Annotated in this window: 10 protein-coding genes; 2 read left to right on the top strand and 8 right to left on the bottom strand. The window is 70.3% G+C overall.

What is annotated here, in order from left to right:
- Positions 1-18: 18 nt before the first annotated feature.
- Positions 19-1,284: a hypothetical protein gene (locus tag Aut01nite_RS32845; protein ID WP_043530281.1), complete on the top strand. Its 1,266-nt coding sequence runs from the start codon at positions 19-21 to the stop codon at positions 1,282-1,284.
- Positions 1,285-1,371: 87 nt separating this feature from the next.
- On the opposite strand, the gene Aut01nite_RS32840 is transcribed toward Aut01nite_RS32845, so the two are convergent.
- Entirely contained in the window at positions 1,372-4,557 is a 3,186-nt protein-coding gene (locus Aut01nite_RS32840; protein WP_043530283.1) for a hypothetical protein, read from the bottom strand.
- A 190-nt stretch (positions 4,558-4,747) separates the two neighbouring features.
- On the opposite strand from Aut01nite_RS32840, the gene Aut01nite_RS32835 reads away from it, so the two are divergent.
- A complete protein-coding gene (locus Aut01nite_RS32835) occupies positions 4,748-5,350 on the top strand; it encodes a hypothetical protein (protein ID WP_152628984.1) in 603 nt (200 codons plus the stop codon).
- Positions 5,351-5,368: 18 nt separating this feature from the next.
- On the opposite strand, the gene Aut01nite_RS32830 is transcribed toward Aut01nite_RS32835, so the two are convergent.
- The 7 genes from Aut01nite_RS32830 to Aut01nite_RS32800 form a co-directional block, all read right to left on the bottom strand.
- Positions 5,369-6,142: an ABC transporter ATP-binding protein gene (locus tag Aut01nite_RS32830; RefSeq protein WP_043530287.1), complete on the bottom strand. Its 774-nt coding sequence runs from the start codon at positions 6,140-6,142 to the stop codon at positions 5,369-5,371.
- Positions 6,139-7,023: an ABC transporter ATP-binding protein gene (locus Aut01nite_RS32825; RefSeq protein ID WP_043530289.1), complete on the bottom strand. Its 885-nt coding sequence runs from the start codon at positions 7,021-7,023 to the stop codon at positions 6,139-6,141. Before Aut01nite_RS32825 ends, Aut01nite_RS32830 begins: the two co-directional genes overlap by 4 nt.
- On the bottom strand, positions 7,020-7,961 hold the full coding sequence (locus tag Aut01nite_RS32820) for an ABC transporter permease (RefSeq protein WP_043530291.1): 942 nt from the start codon (positions 7,959-7,961) through the stop codon (positions 7,020-7,022). Before Aut01nite_RS32820 ends, Aut01nite_RS32825 begins: the two co-directional genes overlap by 4 nt.
- Before the next feature lie 10 nt (positions 7,962-7,971).
- Entirely contained in the window at positions 7,972-8,961 is a 990-nt protein-coding gene (locus Aut01nite_RS32815) for an ABC transporter permease (RefSeq protein ID WP_043530292.1), read from the bottom strand.
- A gap of 6 nt (positions 8,962-8,967) precedes the next feature.
- The gene (locus Aut01nite_RS32810; protein WP_043530294.1) at positions 8,968-10,653 is read right to left on the bottom strand and encodes an ABC transporter substrate-binding protein; all 1,686 of its coding nucleotides are present in this window, start codon (positions 10,651-10,653) and stop codon (positions 8,968-8,970) included.
- A 201-nt stretch (positions 10,654-10,854) separates the two neighbouring features.
- A complete protein-coding gene (locus tag Aut01nite_RS32805; protein WP_052164326.1) occupies positions 10,855-12,108 on the bottom strand; it encodes a sensor domain-containing phosphodiesterase in 1,254 nt (417 codons plus the stop codon).
- 48 nt (positions 12,109-12,156) lie between these two features.
- The gene (locus Aut01nite_RS32800) at positions 12,157-14,514 is read right to left on the bottom strand and encodes a glycoside hydrolase family 65 protein (RefSeq protein WP_043530297.1); all 2,358 of its coding nucleotides are present in this window, start codon (positions 14,512-14,514) and stop codon (positions 12,157-12,159) included.
- Between the last annotated feature and the right edge of the window lie 241 nt (positions 14,515-14,755).

The following is a 14,755-nucleotide window of genomic DNA, read 5'->3' as shown; positions in this document are numbered from 1 at the left end:
GTCGCCGCCTCTCCATTCATGACAGCCGCGTTCATGGTCGCCGGATTGGCCGCTTCGGTCGTCATCGCGGCACCGGCACACGCCGCTCCCGCCGCAGTTCTGGTCACCGAAGCCATACCATCGACCTCCGTCACCGAAGAGGATCAGCTCTTCTTCGACAAGGTGTTCTCCTTCAATACTCCGGACGGCAAGGGTGTCATCGCGGGCACGCCCGACGGTCGCGGCGAGGTTGCCGTCGACGACCAGATCCTCATCAAGGTCACTCGCCCGGACGGCACCGAGAACACCTTCGTCAAGAACTACGAATTTCAGCCGCCGTCAGCTCCGATCGATATCAGCCATATGCTTGCACCGGGTGTCAACACCGTGCGCATCGGTCTGCAAGACACGTTCGGCGTTGCGTACGGATCGACGTCGCTGTGGCTGATCGGTGGCTCTGACCAGGGCACCGGAGTCAGCACGGTGCTGTCCCCGGACTACAAGGTGGTCCGCTGGTTCATGCCACTGCAGGATGCCAGCGATCTCACATTCAGTAGATGCGTGAAGCGTCTGATCAAGGCCGGGGTGACCGGCGTCGCGCCGACGTGCGTTTTCCTGCTCAACACCGGCAATCCGGAGCCAGCGAAGGCTATGACCGGGGGCAACTGGCAGAAACTGATCAAAAAGCGCGAACACCGTGGTCTATTGGCACTTCCCTCGTACCAGGTGACGTGCAGCGCGGAAGGCACCGTGACCGCGACCGAGAAGCAGGGCGAGCCCTACATCAACGCCGGCTACACCCCGACCCTGGGCCACAAACCAGCGCTCTACCTACCGGCTGACCCCTACGTCAATGATCCGGCCTATGCCTCTGGCGTGCCCACCGTCACCACCGCGGCGGACCGTCGCTCGGTGCGCGTGACGCTGCGGGCCGGCGCGCGACTCAACCTGGCCGAACGCGGCCCCGGCCACCTCATCACCGGGTTCGACGCGCCGTACATCTGGACCACATTGCACGCACGGATCGGATGTGACGGCCGGACCTCGGCCACTCTGGTTTACTCCGACTTCCCGAGCACCGCGGCTTACCAGGACGGGGCACGTGCCTTACGCAAGCCGCAGAATGCCGACTTCACCGACTTCATGACCAGCGGCGGCCGCAAGCCGTCCGGCCCGGGGTCGGACAAGCTCCGATCGCAGTGCTTCATCTACGCCTTCCCCGGAGCCGACACCATGGCCATCCCGGCGAAGCCCACCAAGGATGACTGCAAGCGGGGCCGCGAGCACGGGTTCCTGCCCGCCTGAACCTACGGGCGCTGAGGGTGAGCCGGCCTTCCCACCGGGCTGCGACCTCGACCCGAGTGGAGATCAAGGGGCGAGTGCCGATGACCGTCAGTGTTCCATTCGCTGGTGGAGGGCGGCGTCGGCGACGTCCGGGTTCGGGTGGCGGCGCAAGTGGCGCAGAGTCTCCTGGCACGGGTCGGGCCAGCGTTCGGACTTGCCGACTGTGCTGACCAGGGTCAGGGCGAACAGGCCGCCGGCCAGGTCGGCGCGGTCGGCGAGCCGGCGGGCCGCGACCAGGATCTCGCCGAGCTGGTCGCGATCCCAGCGGAAGCCGTCGGCCTGGGCGGCGAGGCGCACCGCGAGGGCCGGACGGGTGGCGACCAGGTCGGCCACCTCGGCGAGGGCGTCCGCGTCCGTGCCGGCCAGCGCGGTGAGCAGTTCGGCGGCCTCACCGAGGTACGCCGGATCGGCGGCCAGGTGGCGCGCGACCGTCCGGAACGGCTCCGGATCCCGCGGCAGAAGGTCCCGCGCCCATCGGCAGGCGTCGTCCACGATCCGGGTCAGGCAGCGGCGGGCGGGCCGGTCACGGTCCACGGTTCCGCCGTCCGGGTCGTTCCGGTCGAGAGTGGCCAGCCGGTCGAGGACGGCGCCGAATCCGCCGCGTTCCGGCAGTTCGAGCAGGGCGCGGGTCATCGACGAGAGGACGGGGACCGGCCAGTAGCGGGCCGGTCCGGTGAACCCGGGATCGGCGAGGGCCGCGACGATCAGCTCGGAGGCGTCCGGCGCCCATCGGACCCACGAGGGCAGGTGCCGGAACGCCTCCTGTGCGATCGGCGGATGTGGGCTCGTGCAGGCCGCGGCCACCAGCGCGGCGAACCGTGGGAGCTGCGGCTCGCCCAGTTCGGCCGGGGTGATGGCGAGCAGGGCGCGCACCACCACCGGTTCGGTGGAGGCCGCGGCCTCCGTGAAGATCTTCCAGGCGAGCGGGGACGGCGCCGGGCCGCGGACGGCGGTGACGACGGCGGCCCGCACGTCGGGGTGGGCGCCGGGGGCGCGCCACACCTCGGCGAGCAGATCCGCCGACTCGGGCGGGCCGTACCGGGCGAGCAGCCGGACGGCGGCTTTGCGGCTGGTCACCCGGACACCCGACGACGCCGGGGCGAGGAGGATGCCGCGCAGCATGTCGAGCAGGGCGGAGCCGGACACGAACCGGACGGCCCGGGCGGCAGCCGGCAGGGCCACCCGGGCGCTGTCCTCGCCGGCGTGGGAGAGCAGGGCCGGCAGCGTGTCGCCGGGCCGGTCGGTCCAGGGCAGCGCGCCGATCGCCGCTTCCGCGATCGGGGTCTCGGGCGTGTCGAGGAAGCCGGCGAGCAGTTCCCCGCCGACCACCGGAACCCTGGCGAGGCTCTTCACCGCCCGTACCCGAAGGCGCTGGTCCTGCTCGGTGTCCGCGGCGACGACGGCGAGGGCTTCGGCATAGGCGCGCTGCTGCTCGGGCACCCACCGCCGGATCTGTGTGAGCGGACCCGCCTGGGCGAAGTGGACCGCCCACCGGCCCGCGGGCGACTCGGCCGGTGTCGTGTCGGCCGGCCGGAGGCCGTCGGGCCGGCCGGACGGGGTGAGGCCGGGCAGGACGGCGTTCAGGAGGTCGGTGCTGTAGGTGGTGATCTCGCGCCAGACCGGGGCGAGGCGGACGGCCGTGGGATCCTCGCGCAGCAGTTCGGCGGCGCGGGCGGCCCGGGTACGCGGGTCGTCGAGCCACTTCTCGGTGGCTTCCGCGCGGACGTCGGCCGGGGCGGACGGCGATGCCGCCCGGCGCAGCAGATCCTGGATCTGCGGCACGTGCCGGGCCCGGGTCTCCAGCAGACGAACGAGCGCGAGGAGTTCGCCGGTGTCGGTGGTGATCCGTTTCCGCAGCGCCGCGGTGATGAGGTGTTCCTGGCCGGGGCGCAGCGTCTCGACCCAGGACGGGATCGGCAGCCGGGCGATCATGCCGAGCGCCCATCGAGCCAGCTCGTCCTCAACGACCGGGCCGTCAGCGGGACCGGACGCGGCGGAAGAGCCGGTGGGGCGACCGGCGAGGGCCTCGTAGGCGAGTTCGACGAGCTGTTCCCTGTTGCGGTGGGAGAAGTCCCGTGCGTCGAGGGCGGCATCGGTGATCGCGGTCAGCGCCGGCGCGGCTGTGCCGTCCAGGTGCGGCAGGAGTTCCCGGAGCACGCGCAGCACCGGCAGCCGGACCAGTTCGCGGTCGTTGCGCAGCCGCAGCAGCCGGCGCAGCACCTCGGGCGCGGCGGCGGGTTCCCGGACGGCGACCTGGACCATCGTCGCGTACGCGTTCCCGCGCGTGTACGGCTCCGAGTCGCGGCTCGCCTCGTCGAGTTCCGGCAGCACTTCGGCGGCCGGCAGGTAGGACCGCCACATCCGGGTCTCGTAGTCGTCCGCGGCGGCCGATGGCTGCGCCAGTGCCCGGCGCGCCTCACGGACACGGAGTTCGTCCGGCAGCAGTTCGGCCCACAAGCGGGACGGTTCGTCGCGCTGTCCCGCGGCGTACAGTTCGGCACGCCGTCGCGGGTTCAGGTGACGCACGATCCCGAAGCTGATCTTCTCGAGGGCGGCCAGCCGGTCGATGTCGAGCTTGTGGAAGTGCCGCAGCACCTGGTCCGGCAGATAGGTGTAGCCCTCTCCCGCGGGGACCCCGCCGATCACCAGGTCCGCCGTCCGTTCCGGGAACCGGGCGGCGAGGGGCGCCAGGTCGATCGGCGGCAGGATCGTGGGGGTGTGCCGTTCCAGCAGGTCGAGCACCCGTTCCGGCTGGAACCGCACGCAGGCGCGCACCGGCGCCTCGACGGCGGACCAGGGCGGTGGCCCCGGTGTGGCGAGGCGGGTGGCCACCCAGTCCAGGATCGCCGTGCTGTGCCGGCGGGCGAGGATCTTCCAGGACCCGATGGCGCCGGCGAGTTCCGGGAGGAGCCGCGCCACGGTCGCGGCGGTGCAGCCGGGCAGCAGGACGACGGCCTCGCTGTCGCCGTGGCGTTCGCGGATCAGGTCGATCACGGTGTCGGCGGTGCCTGGCCGCCGGCGCAGCAGCCGCAGGATCAGGTGCCGGAGGACCGGTGGGGCGTCGGCGAGCAGTTCCGCGGCGGTCGCCCAGTTCAGGCGGAGTGCCTGGCGGACTGCTTCCGCCCGTACCGAAGGATCCGGATCGTGCAGGGCCGCAAGCACGACGGGCCGCAAGCCGAACGCGGCGGCCGAGACCACCGCCAGGTAGCGCTCGTGCGGCCCGTCCGCCGCCATCTCACCGATCCGCGCCCCTGGATCGGCCTGGTTCCGCAGCCACGTCAGAAGAGCAGAGATCCGGCGAGGGTACGGAAGCGTGTCAGACAGCACCCGCGGATTCTGCCATCACAGCGCCGGCCGTCGATTCGGGGCGGCGGCCGGGACGGGCCGCGGCCATCCGTTCGCGTACGGAATCTATGATCGCCGGATGTCCCGGCCATCCCCCTCCGTGGCGCAGCAGGGCGCCGATCCCGTACAGATCGTGGCGCGTTCGGTGGGCGCCGCGCTCGCGATCGCCGCTGGTGTCGTCGTCGCGATCTACGCCAACTGGACGGCCGACGCCGGTGGCCCGTTGGCGTCCGCGCGGGAGGCTCTGCGCAGCGAAGGTTTCAACCTGCTGCTGGTGAGCGTCGTCTGGCTGGTGGCCGGCGCGGTGTTCCAGACCCCTGCCGCTCTGCTGCGCCGGGCACGCGTGGGGTACGGGTGGATGATGGTGGCCGTGCTGGTGTTGTATCACCTGCTGGTGGCGCTGATCGCGGTGCCGGTCGCCGAGATCGCGCCGACGATGTCGGACTCCGCCGGGCGGCGCGACCCCGGCGCCCACTACGGCGCCTTCCTGATCATGGTCCTGTACGGCCTGTCGCTCTTCGGGGTCTTCGGCGGAGTGTTCCCGCCCTTGGAGAGGCCGAAGAGGAAGAAGAACAAGGACGACTTTCAGGCGAAGCCGTGGATGAACTTGCTGGGGGTGGCGGCGATCAGTTGGCTCGGCGGCGCGCTCGCGCTGATCATGATCATATTCAAGTTCTCCTAGCACTCGCGAGGTCTGCCGTCACCGAGCGAGCCGTCGGTCCGGGTTGGGGGCGGCGTCGGCGAGCGTCTTGGTGTAGTCGTGCTGCGGGTCGAGGATGACGGAGTCGGCGGGACCGCGTTCGACGATCTTCCCGCGGTACATGACGAGGATGTCGTCGGAGAAGTGCCGTGCGGTGGCCAGGTCGTGGGTGATGTAGAGGACGCCCAGGTCCTCCTCGCGCTGCAGGGTGGCGAGCAGGTTGAGCACGCCGAGGCGGATCGACACGTCGAGCATGGACACCGGTTCGTCGGCGATCAGCACCCCGGGTTCCGGGGCGAGCGCGCGGGCGATCGCGACGCGCTGCCGCTGGCCGCCGGAGAGCTCGTGCGGGCGGCGGCGGGCGACGTGCGCGGCCGGGGTGAGGCGGACGCGTTCGAGCAGGTGCAGGACCCGGCGGTGCACGTCGTCGGCGGACATCTTCGGGTTGTGCAGGCGGATCGGCCGGGCGAGATGGTGCTCGACGTCGTGGTACGGGTTCAGCGACGCGAACGGATCTTGAAAGACCATCTGGACGGTACGCCGATAGAGCGTGAGCCTCTTGCCCCGGCGGGCGACCGGCTCCCCGTCGAGGAGGATCTCCCCGGAGGTCGGGCGTTCGAGCTGGAGCAGCAGCCGGGCCATGGTGGATTTGCCGCTGCCGCTCTGCCCGACCAGGGCCACGGTCCGGCCGTGTTCCAGGGTGAGGCTGACGTCGTCGACGGCACGGATCCCGCGGTAGTCCTTGATCAGGCCGCGTGCTTCCAGGACGGTCACGGGTTCTCCTCGGCGACGTCGACGGCGTCCAGGGCGAGCAGCCGGTCGTCGAGCGCGCCGCGGACGAACGAGCCACGGTCGCCGGTGAGGCTGGGGAACGAGGCCAGCAGCTGCCGGGTGTAGTCGTGGCGGGGGTTGGTGTACAGCTCTTTCGCGGCGCCGAGCTCGACGATCGCGCCGTCGCGCATCACCGCGATCCGGTCGCTGATCTCCAGCAGCAGCGGCAGGTCGTGGGTGATGAAGACGACCGCGAAGCCGAGTTCGTCGCGCAGCCGGGAGATCTCCCGCAGGATCTCGCGCTGCACGACCACGTCGAGGGCGGTGGTCGGCTCGTCCATGATCATGATCTGGGGTTCGAGGGCCATCGCCATCGCGATCATCACGCGCTGGCGCATGCCGCCGGACAGCTCGTGCGGATAGGACTTCAGCCGGTTCCGGTCGACGCCGACGCGCTCGAGGAGGTCGCCGCAGCGCTGCCGGCGTTCCCTGCGGCTCATCCGGGGCCGGTGGGTGACGAAGACGTCCTCGAACTGGTCACGGATGGAGATCACCGGGTTGAGCGAGTTCATCGCGCCCTGGAAGACCATCGAGATGGTGTCCCAACGAGCCGCCCGCAGCTGTTCCGGGCCGAGCCGGTTCCAGTCGGTGTCGCCGCCGTCGCGGTCGTGGAAGACCACCCGGCCGCCGACGATCGAGGCGGGCGGTTTCAGGAGACGGACGATCCCGTACGCCAGGGTGCTCTTGCCGCAGCCGCTCTCCCCCGCCAGTCCGAGCACCTCACCGCTGTGCAGGGTCAGGGAGACGTCGCGGACGGCGTGGACCGGCGGTTCGATCAGATAGTCGACGCTGAAGTCCTCGATGGTCAGCACCGGGCGGCTCACAGCGTCGACTCCTTGGCCTTGCGCAGCTGCTCCCGGGACATCCGCCAGCCGCGGCGGGCGGCGCGGGTCTGGCTGCGCAGCTTCGGGTTGATGATCTCGTCGATCGAGAAGTTGATCAGCGACAGTGCCGCGCCGAACAGCGCCAGCATCAGCCCCGGCGGCACGAACCACCACCAGGCGCCGAGCCGCAGCGCCAGGCCGTTCTGCGCGTAGTAGAGCATGGTTCCCCAGGTGAACGAGTCGCTGGCGCCCAGACCCAGGTACGACAGGCCGGCCTCGCCGAGGATGGCGAAGATGACCGCGAACACCACCTGGGAGGCGAGCAGCGGGATCAGGTTCGGCAGGATCTCCACGGCCAGGATCCGCCAGCGCTTCTCCCCCGCGACCCGGCTGGCCAGCACGTAGTCTCGGCTGCGCAGGCTCAGGGTGGAACCGCGCAGCACCCGGGCCGACCCGGCCCAGCTGGTGATGGCGAGGACCACCGAGACGAGGAGCAGGCTGCGGTCGGCCACGTACGCCGAGATCACGATGACCACCGGCAGCCCGGGGATGACCAGCATGATGTTGGTGAACAGGGAGAACGCCTCGTCGACCCAGCCGCCGGCGTAGGCGCCGACGATGCCGAAGAACGCCGACAGCGCCAGCGTCAGGACACCGACGATCGCGCCGACGATCAGCGAGCCGCGGGTGGCGTAGGCCAGCTGGGCGAGGACGTCCTGGCCGGTCTGGGTGGTGCCGAGCAGGTGTTCGGCGCTGGGACCGGCCAGGCCGACGTCGCTCACCCGGGACGGGTCCTGCACCAGCAGCGGGCCGATCAGCCCGAACAGCACGATCGCGGCGCCGATGATCAGCCCGGTGGCGAGTTTCGCGGTCAGCGGGGGGAGGGTGACCCGCCGGCGTGGGATCGGTACGTCGAGAGCGATGGGGTTCGCGGCCATGTCCGTCCCTCTAGTTCCTGGCCCGGATGCGCGGGTCGATGACCGAATACAGCAGGTCCACCAGCAGGTTCGCACCGAGGACCGACAGCGTGATGATCAGGAGAATGCCCTGGATGAGGGCGTAGTCGTTGCCGCCGACGGCCTGCAGCAGCGCCGAGCCGATCCCGGGGTAGGAGAACACCGCCTCGGTGACGATCGACCCGGCGACCACGAACCCGAGCGAGATGGCGAACCCGGAGATGGACGGCAGGACCGCGTTGCGGGCCGCGTACCGGCGCATGATCCGGCCGGACCGCAGCCCTTTCGCCTCCGCGGTGACCATGTAGTCCTCGGAGAGCGTGGAGACCATCATGTTGCGCATGCCGAGCATCCAGCCGCCGACCGACGAGATGATGATGGTCAGCGCGGGCAGCGTGCCGTAATACAGGACCGAGCCGAGGAACGGCGCGTTCCAGCCGGGCGTGACGTTGTAGACGTCGTAGCCGCCGTTCAGCGGGAACAGCGGCCATATGCTGCCGAACGCGAAGAGCAGGATCAGGGCCAGCCAGAAGTACGGCACCGACTGGAACATCGTGGTCACCGGGATCAGGTTGTCCGCCCACGAGCCCCGCTTCCAGCCGGCGAGGGTGCCCAGACCCACGCCGGTCAGGAAGCTGATGATCGTGGCCAGGCCGATCAGCCCGATCGTCCACGGCAGGGTCTGCCCGATGATCGAGCTCACCGACGCCGGGAAGAAGACCAGTGAGACGCCCAGTTCACCCGAGGCCAGGCCGCCGAGGTAGTCGCCGTACTGCGACAGGAGCGACTGGCTGGAGTCGGTGCCGAGCATCGCCTCGATGGCCTGCTTCGCCTCCGGGCTCACCGGCCCCTTCTGCCCCAGCTTCGCCAGCATGATGTCCACCGGGTCGCCGGGCATCATCCGCGGGATGACGAAGTTGACGGTGAGCGCCGCCCAGAGAGCGACCAGGTAGAACCCGAGTTTCCGGAACAGGTGCCGCACGTGCGCCTACTGGGCCGGCTTGAGGTTGGCCAGCACGATGCCGTTGTCCCAGATCTTCCAGGAGGCGGGCAGGGCGTACTTGTCCTCGTTGCTGGGCCAGCCGGTGGCACGGCTGGTGTTGAACTCCGTCAGCAGCGAGTTCACATAGACCGGGATGTACGGCAGGTCCCGTACGATCTCCTGCTGGATGATCTTGTACTGTTCCTTCTGGACGTTCTCGTCGTTGGTGCCGGCCGCCGCCTGGACCGCCCTGTCCACCACCGGGTTGTCGTACCGGGCGAAGTTGCCGCTGTTGCGGGCCGCCTCACCGACCTTCGCGGTGGTCGCCGAGGAGTATTTCGGCTGGTAGGTGTGGTACGGGTTGGAGTTGGCGCCCAGCCCGATCGAGTCCAGCGACAGCTGGAACTTGCCCTGCACCTGGTTGTTGCTCCACTCGTTCCACGACATCTGGGACGGCTTCAGCTCGATCCCGACCTCCTTGAACTGCTGGGCCATCGCGTCGTTGAGCGAGATGTAGTCGCTCCACCCGGTGACCGTCTGGATTGTCATGGACAGCCGCTGGCCGCCCTTGGCCCGGATCCCGTCGCCACCCTTGACCCAGCCGGCGGCGTCCAGGATCTGGTTGGCCTTCGCCACGTCGGCGGTGCCGGGGATGGTCGCCTGCGCCGGGTCGGCGATCCACTTCTTGTCCCGCTCGGGCAGCAGCATGGTCGGCGAGGCGGTGCCCGCGAACCCGCCGCCGGCCAGCTTGTTGAGCTGGTCCCGGTTGAGGGCGTGGTAGATGGCCTGGCGCACGGCGACGTCGGTCTGCGGGCCGGTGCAGCCGAGCGCGGCGTTCGAGCAGGTGAAGATCGCGGTGGTCATGGCCGGCGTGTTGACGTACGTCAGCTCCTTGTGGTTCTTCAGCAGCTGGTCCAGGCCGGGCAGGAAGGAGGTCATCCAGTCGACCTGGCCGGCGGTCAGCGCGGCACTCGCGGCGTCGGCGGTGGCCAGGCTGATGAAGCGGACGTTCTGGATCTGCGGCTTGCCCGCCTGCCAGTAGCTCGGGTTCTTCTCCAGCACATAGCTCTGCGCGGAGAACGTCTTGAGCTTGTACGGCCCGGTGCCGACCGGGTTCGGGTTGATGGTCTTCGACGGGTCGCCGATCTTGCTCCAGATGTGCTCGGGAACGATCGGGGTGTGGCCGATGATCGCGGCCTCGTCGGTGAAGGTCTTCACCCCGAAGGTGAGCACCGCGGTCTTGTCGTCCTTCGCCACCGCGCTCTTGATCTGCAGGTTCGTGGCGTTGATCGCCTTGTTCCGGCGGATCAGGTCGAAGGTGAACGCCACGTCCTTGGCGGTGAACGGCTTGCCGTCGGTCCACGTGACGCCCTCACGCGTGGTGATCGTCAGCTCGGTGCCTTCGGCGTTCCACCGGTACGCGGTGCCGAGCATCGGCTGCGGCGGCGCGTCGGTGGCCATGTTGTACCAGAACAGCGCCTCGTGGATGGCGCCGCTGGTGGGTTGCAGGAAGTTCGGGATGAACGGGTTCCAGTTCTCCACGATCGCCCCGTTGGCGCCGTTGAAGACGGTGATCGAGCTGTCGCCGTTCCCGCCCGACTTACCGGTGTCGCCCGAACCGGTACAGCCCGCCAGCCCTAACGCCAGCACAGCGGCCGTGGCGACCACCCGGCTCTTGGTGAGGTGGAACATCAGTGGCTCCCTCGATCCGATCACGGACGCGGTCCACCCGCACTTCCACTCGGGGAGCGCCAGGTCAACCTATCGACGGGCCATTATTAAGTGGCTTAATTTTGTCTTGTCAAGGCCGGGCGCCGAAGCATGCGCCACTCATCAAGATCAATAGGGGGCATCGATGCTGATCACGGGGTTAACCGGTTCAGAATTCGATCGTCATCCGGCGGACGTCTCCGGAGTGAGCCGGCCGATCATGGAGTGGGCCGCGGCGGTGACGATCGTGCGGTCGTAACTGACGACGAACTCGAACTGGCGGTCCGCGTCCGGGCCGGTGTCACCGAGGTCGCGGGCCATCAGGGCGGCCGCCGTGTGAGCGCCGAGGACCACCACCGTCCACTCGCTGGCGAGCGGGTCGGTCGGGTCGAGGTGGGAACCGCGGACGCCGGGCGCCGGCGCGGCGGGCATGTCGACGCCGAGCGCGCCGACGAACGGCAGTCGGGCGGCCAGATCGGTGAACCGGCGGACGGTGGACGGGCGGAAGAAGCGAGCGTGCTCGAAGGCGGCCAGCAGCACCGGCCGTACCGTCTCCTGCGACGCCATCAGCTCCAGGGTCTTCGACACCGGCACCAGCAGGTGCTTGGGCGCGAGCCGGATCCGGCGGCAGGAGCCGATCAGCTGGTACGGGGTGGTGCGCAGAGCCGTGCCGATCGGCCGGGCCGCGAACCGTTCCGGCGCGGACGTCCACGGGACCAGGTTCCGTGCGCCGCGGCCCCACAGCCAGCCCTGGCCGAGGGTGGCACCGAGCACCTGCGCGCGGATCAGATCCTCCGGGGTCTCGATGCCCTCGGCGACGACCTCCGCCCCGACCTGCTCGGCGTAGGCGCGGACCGCCCCGGCCACCGTGACCGTCGCCGGATCCTTGACCGTGCGCAGCAGCTTCAGGTCGAGCTTGACCACCTCGGGCCGGACCAGCGGGATGAACGCGAGGGACTCCGGGTGCACCCCCACGTCGTCCAGGGCGATGGCGCAACCGGCCTCACGCAGTCGTTCCGCGCCGGCCAGCACTCCCGCCAGGTCGTCGGCCAGCGCCCGTTCGGTGATCTCCACGACCACGGTGACGTGCGCGGGCCGATCGGCGACCGCGTCGAGGACCACGTCCAGGCGCCGGGTCAGCGTGGACGGCTCCAGGTTGACGAAGAGCGTGACCGGGCGGCCCGCCGACTCCCGGGCCACCGTGGTCAGGGCCGCGGTCAGCGACGCCCGTTCCAGGTCGGCGAGACGCCCGGCCGAACGGGCCGCGTCCAGCAGGGCCAGCGGCGACTGCCACGCGGTCCCCGCCGGGCCGCGCAGCAGCGCCTCGAAGCCCACCACCGCCCCGGTGTCCACGTCGACGAACGGCTGGAAGACACAGTGCAGCCCGCCGTCACGCAGCAGGTCACCGAAGGACGGGGCGAAAGGTGCGGCTCTCACTCCCCACCTATCGGCAATCCGGCGACGACGGTGAGTGCCCGCGACGGCCTAACGCCGCCGCGGCGCATACCCCGGCGGCTGCGGCGGGGCCGGGAGCAGAGGCTTCAGCGGTACGATCGGGCGCGTCACCGCCTCCACCACGGTGACCTCCGCCTGCTCGTCGTAAAGCCGGATGGTCAGCCGGGCGTCCGCGCCGTCACGCACCGACACCCGTACCGTCTCGTGGTCGACCTCGACCTGCAGCCGCACCCCGCTGTGCCGCAGGTTGAACCGCAGCCGGGTGATTCCGGACGGCAACCGCGGGTCGAGGGCCAGGACGGCCGGGCCGTGGTCGAGCTCCCGCAGCCCGCCGAAGCCCTCGACGATCGCCGACCACGCCCCCGCCAGCGACGCCACGTGCAGGCCGTCGCGGGTGTTGCCGTGCAGGTCGCGCAGGTCGACCATGGCGGCCTCCCAGGCGTAGTCGTGGGCCAGTTCGAGGTGGCCCACCTCGGCGCACATGACCGCCTGGGTGCAGGCGGACAGTGACGAGTCCCGCACCGTGATCCGCTCGTAGTAGTCGACGTTGCGGGCCTTCTGGTCGGCGGTGAAGTCGTCGGCGCACCAGTGCATGGCCAGCAACAGGTCGGCCTGCTTGCACACCTGCCGGCGGTAGAGCTGGAAGTACGGAGCGAGCATCATCAGCGGCTCGCCCGGATGCTCGTCCGGGAAATGCCACGGAGCGTAACGAGTGAAGCCTTCGGACTGCGGGTGCACGCCGAGCCGTTCGTCGTACGGCACGTGCACCGCCTCGGCACATCCCAGCCACGCGGCCGGCTCCTCGGGTCGCACCCCCAGCCGGCGCGCCAGGTCGGGATGCCGCTCGCACGCGGCCGCGGCGGCCCGCAGGTTCCGGGCGGCCATCAGGTTGGTGAACACGTTGTCGTCGGCGACCGCGCTGTACTCGTCCGGGCCGGTCACCCCGTCCACGTGCCAGACACCGTACGCGTCGTGATGGCCGTGCGACACCCACAGCCGGGCCGTCTCCACCAGGATCTCCAGGCCGCCCTCGCGTTCCAGCGCGGTGTCGCCGGTGACCAGGCGGTAGCGGTCGACGGCCCGGGCGATCACCGCGTTCAGGTGCAGGGCCGCGGTGCCGGCCGGCCAGTACGCCGAGCATTCCTGCCCGCCGAGGGTCCGCCACGGGAACGCCGCCCCGGACAGCCCGAGGGTTCCGGCGCGTTCCCGGGCGTACGGCAGGATCGAGTGCCGCCAGCGCAGCGCGTCGGCGGCGGCCCGCGGGGCGGTGTACATCAGCAGCGGCAGCACGTAACCCTCGGTGTCCCAGAAGGCGTGCCCGTCGTAGCCCGGGCCGGTCAGGCCCTTGCCCGGAATCGGCCGGCGTTCGGCTCGCGCGCCCGCCTGCAACACGTGGAACAGCCCGAACCGGACCGCCTGCTGCAACGCCGGATCGCCGTCGATCTCCACGTCGGCGGCGTCCCAGAAGTCGTCGAGGTACTCGCGCTGGGCCGCCACGAGACCGTCCCATCCGGCGTAGCGTGCCCCGTTCAGCACGGCCGCGACCTGGTCACGGAGCGCATCGGGCGAACGGTCGGCGCTCCAGCCGTACCCCAGGAACTTGACCAACCGCAACCGCTCGCCGGGCCGCAGCACGGTGACCAGCGTCGTGCGTGCCCAGTCGGGCCGGACGTCGGTCTCCTCCTCGAGATCGCCGGGCGCGTCCACCACATGATCCATTCCGGCGGCCAGCAGCAGACCGCTGCGACGGGTCCGGTGCAGCAGCACCGCGCCGTGCTGCTCGCCGTCCTGCTCGACCGCGACCAGCGGATCCTTCAGGGCCGCCGCGACCCGCGGGTCCTCGGAGACCTTCACCTGCTCCTCGTCGGCGGCCAGGCACGACTGCAGGGTGATCCGCACCGGCTGGTCGATCGCCTCCACTTCGTAACGGATCGCCGCGACCGCACGCTGCGTGAACGAGACCAGGCGCTCGCTGCGGACCCGGACCCGCCGCCCGGCCGGTGACTCCCACTCGACGTCGCGCCGCAGCAGGCCGGTGCGCAGATCGAGCACCCGCTCGTGCGAACGCAGCACCCCGCGCCCGACATGGAACTGCTCGTCGTTCACCATCAACCGGATGATCTTGCCGTCGGTCACGTTCACGACGGTCTGCCCCTGTTCCGGATACCCGTAGCCGCCCTCCGGGTACGGCAGCGGCCGTTTCTCGTAGAACGAGTTCAGATACGTTCCGGAGATCTCGTGCGGTTCGCCCTCGTCCAGGTTCCCGCGCAGCCCCAGATACCCGTTGGCCAGCGCGAACACCGACTCCATCTGGGCCAGCAGGCCGGTTTCGAGGCGGGTCTCCCGAACTTTCCAGGCATCCGCCGGGCAGATCTCTTCGTCGATCATGCGGTACGGCCCGCGCGGTCACTGGACGACCTGCTGTCCCTGCTGCTCATGGACAACCGATAACCCGCGCGGCCCCCGCAAAAACTGGCAAGTTCCTGAAGATCTTCTTTTGTACGCCCCGGATCGCCCCTCGCCGGGCTACACCGTCCCGGACCACCGCGCGAGGCGGGCCCGCCGCCCGGACCGCGGCGCGGCCGGCGGGCCGGAGCGGCCCCTCGCGGTTCGACCGCCGCAACCTGCC

The organism is Actinoplanes utahensis, from assembly GCF_016862455.1.
Classification (GTDB): Bacteria; Actinomycetota; Actinomycetes; order Mycobacteriales; family Micromonosporaceae; genus Actinoplanes; species Actinoplanes utahensis.
The sequence above is the reverse complement of the archived record's forward strand: the minus strand, read 5'-3'. Positions and strand labels throughout refer to the sequence as shown.

Coding starts and splice junctions, on each gene's coding strand:
- Aut01nite_RS32845 (WP_043530281.1), top strand. CDS start 19: ATGACAGCCGCGTTCATGGTCGCCGGATTGGCCGCTTCGGTCGTCATC.
- Aut01nite_RS32840 (WP_043530283.1), bottom strand. CDS start 4,557: ATGGCGGCGGACGGGCCGCACGAGCGCTACCTGGCGGTGGTCTCGGCC.
- Aut01nite_RS32835 (WP_152628984.1), top strand. CDS start 4,748: ATGTCCCGGCCATCCCCCTCCGTGGCGCAGCAGGGCGCCGATCCCGTA.
- Aut01nite_RS32820 (WP_043530291.1), bottom strand. CDS start 7,961: ATGGCCGCGAACCCCATCGCTCTCGACGTACCGATCCCACGCCGGCGG.
- Aut01nite_RS32810 (WP_043530294.1), bottom strand. CDS start 10,653: ATGTTCCACCTCACCAAGAGCCGGGTGGTCGCCACGGCCGCTGTGCTG.
- Aut01nite_RS32800 (WP_043530297.1), bottom strand. CDS start 14,514: ATGATCGACGAAGAGATCTGCCCGGCGGATGCCTGGAAAGTTCGGGAG.